General features: G+C 62.4%; 4 protein-coding genes. All 4 read right to left on the reverse strand.

Annotated elements, in window-relative coordinates; genetic code table 11:
* Window positions 1–43: 43 nt before the first annotated feature.
* Entirely contained in the window at window positions 44–337 is a 294-nt protein-coding gene (locus tag ABIB90_RS41460) for a hypothetical protein (protein WP_007590556.1), read from the reverse strand.
* Entirely contained in the window at window positions 337–1950 is a 1614-nt protein-coding gene (gene tnpC / locus ABIB90_RS41465) for an IS66 family transposase (RefSeq protein ID WP_219685683.1), read from the reverse strand. Before tnpC ends, ABIB90_RS41460 begins: the two co-directional genes overlap by 1 nt.
* 72 nt (window positions 1951–2022) lie before the next feature.
* Window positions 2023–2370: an IS66 family insertion sequence element accessory protein TnpB gene (gene tnpB / locus ABIB90_RS41470; protein WP_007591027.1), complete on the reverse strand. Its 348-nt coding sequence runs from the start codon at window positions 2368–2370 to the stop codon at window positions 2023–2025.
* On the reverse strand, window positions 2367–2757 hold a 391-nt coding region (tnpA, locus tag ABIB90_RS41475), incomplete at its 5' end, for an IS66-like element accessory protein TnpA (RefSeq protein WP_007591026.1). The genes tnpB and tnpA, both read right to left, overlap by 4 nt.

Raw genomic sequence — 2757 nt, forward strand, 5'->3', positions numbered from 1 at the left:
CCTACGCGGTAGGCCGCAGCGCGCTGATCTTTCCAGTTAACCGTTAGAGCTCGTCGGACTCCTCGGTTTTCGGCTTCATCGTCGCAGCGAGCACTTGGCGGCGTTTTTCGATGATGCTAGGGTCCTCTTTGTGGATTGCGATCAGCTCTTTGAGGTTCTCGATCCCCTCATCGGTGAACGCCATCACCCCATCTTCACCGACGCCCACGACCCATAGCTGGCCATCCTCGGGGTCCATTTCTTCGGCGACCTCGAACAGCCATTCCTCGTCTTCTCCAAGCATCTCGGCGACATGGCCGAGGGTAAACACGTGGCTGACTTTGTTGACGGGCCCCATCAAGCCGCCTGCGCCGCGAGGCCTTGCTGTTGCGCAATCTTCCAGTTCCAGGGCAGCAGCTCATCGAGCCTGTGGGCGGGGTGGATGGCGATGCGAGCGAGTACATCGGCAAGCCAGACCTGAGGATCGACGTCGTTCATCTTCGCAGAGACGATGAGGCTATACATGGCGGCGGCACGACGCCCTCCGCGGTCGGACCCGCAGAATAACCAAGACTTTCTGCCCAATGCGATGCCGCGCAGCGCTCTTTCGGCGGCGTTGTTCGAGAGACAGACGCGGCCATCGTCGAGGAAGCGTGTGAAGGAGCCCCAGCGCTTGAACATGTAGTTCATGGCCTTGGCCAGATCGTGACCGCGGGAGAGCTTGGCGCACTGCTCACGCATATAGGCTTCCAGATCGGCAACCAACGGAGCGCTCTGCGCCTGGCGGACAGCCTCTCGGTGGTCGGCGCCTTGGCCATTGATCGTGCGCTCGATTGCGAAGAGGGCGTCGATGCGACGCACGATCTCGATCGCAATCGGCGAGAGGGCGATCTCCTTCTTGCCAGCAGCCTTACGTCGCGCGTTTTCCTCAAGATCCGCCATGGCGAAGAACGGGCGCCGGGCATGCACCCAACAGGCCGCCTCCCTGATAGGCCCAGGACTTCGCGGGGGCTCGTAGAGTTTGGTGTATCCGCCGAAGGCGTCGGCCTGCAGGATACCGCTATAGTTGGCCAGATGCGCCTGCGGATGCTCGCCCCTTCGATCGCGCGAGTAATAGAACATTGCCGCCGGCGGATCTGAGCCGCCGAAGGGGCGGTCGTCCTTTACATAGACCCAGCATCGAGCGACATCGCACTTGCCCAAGGCCAGCACGGGCACGGTGGTGTCGTCGCCGTGGAGGCGTTCGGATGCCATGACGTGGGCTTCCAACAGACGCAACAGCGGCTCCAATACCGTGCAGCACGCTCCGACGGCGTCGGCTGCGGTCGACAGACTGATCGGCACGCCTTCCAACGCGTAACGCTCGGTTTGCCGGTTCAGAGGCTGATGCTGGCCGAACTTCTCATAGAGCAGCATGGCCAGCAGGCTCGGCCCCGCCCACCCTCGCGGGATCACATGGAATGGCGCCGGTGCCTGGCTGATCTTCTCGCAGTCGCGGCAAGAGAACTTCTCGCGCACCGTCTCGATTACCTTCCACTGACGCGGCACCGATTCCAGCGTTCGGGTCACATCTTCGCCGAGCTTGCGCAAGCGATTGCCGCCGCAGCATTCGCACGCCGTCGGCGGATCGATCACCACCCGCTCGCGCGGAAGGTGGTCTGGGAACGTGTTGCGCTCAGCGCGCTTGCGCGTAAATCCGTCAACCGTAGTCGTTTTGGCGACTGCCTGCTCCGCCGCCAATTCGTCTTCCGTCGCGTTAGCTTCCAATTCTTCGAAGGTAAGCGCCAGCTGGTCGATCAACCGCGCCGAGCGCTCCGATTTCTGGCCGTAAACCTGGCGCTCGAGCTTCGCTATCCGCAAGGTCTGCTGCACAATCAGCGCGGCGTCCTCCGACGCCTTTGCCCGCGCTACCGCCAGCTCCGCTTTCAGCGCGGCGTTTTCTTCGGCAAGAGCGGCGCGATCAGCATCCATGAGACGAAGTGAATCATAGTTTTAGTGATTTGCGGCACCCCAAAATACGCGGGTTTCCACATTTTTCTTCGCTCATCCCGCCCTTGTCGGCCGCCACGTCAGTTGTGGATTGCGCCAATCGATCCCTTCGAGCATGTACGCCATCTGCGCCGCCGAGATCGACACCGCGTCACCTGACGCCGAAGGCCAGATGAACTTTCCGCGATCCAAGCGTTTCGCATAGAGCGACAGCCCGATCCCGTCATGCCAGAGGATCTTTGCCAAATCGCCACGCCGGCCTCGGAAGATATAGAGATCTCCGGCGTGGGGATCCCGCTTCAGGCTCTCCTGAACCTGCAAAGCCAGACCCTGCATGCCGCGACGCATGTCGGTGTGGCCGGTTGCGATCCAGACTCTGACGCCACCCGGTATCGGGATCATCGCCGGCTCAGAACATCAAGGACCCGCCCCAACGCGTCAGCATCGACGTTCTCGTCAACGCTGACACGCTTGCCGCCACCGAGTTCGATCTCGATCAGGCCCCGGCGCCTCCGGGGCGAAATCACCGCTGGGGCTTCAATCGATGGAACGCTTTCGGTCGCACCCGGGGTGAGCTGAACAGGGACAAGCTTCGGTCCCGCCGAAACGACACTCGCCAGGCGCGCCCGCCGCCGCCACGTGAACACCAAACTCGTCGAAATGCCGTGCCGCCGCGCGATCTCCGTCACAACCGCGCCGGGCGCCAGCGTCTCTTCGATGATCCGCATCTTATCGTCGCGAGACCAGCGACGACGACGCTCAACCCCGCCCAGGACCTCTACCCGCATC

The sequence above is a fragment of the Bradyrhizobium sp. JR4.1 genome (assembly GCF_040548605.1).
GTDB lineage: Bacteria > Pseudomonadota > Alphaproteobacteria > Rhizobiales > Xanthobacteraceae > Bradyrhizobium > Bradyrhizobium canariense.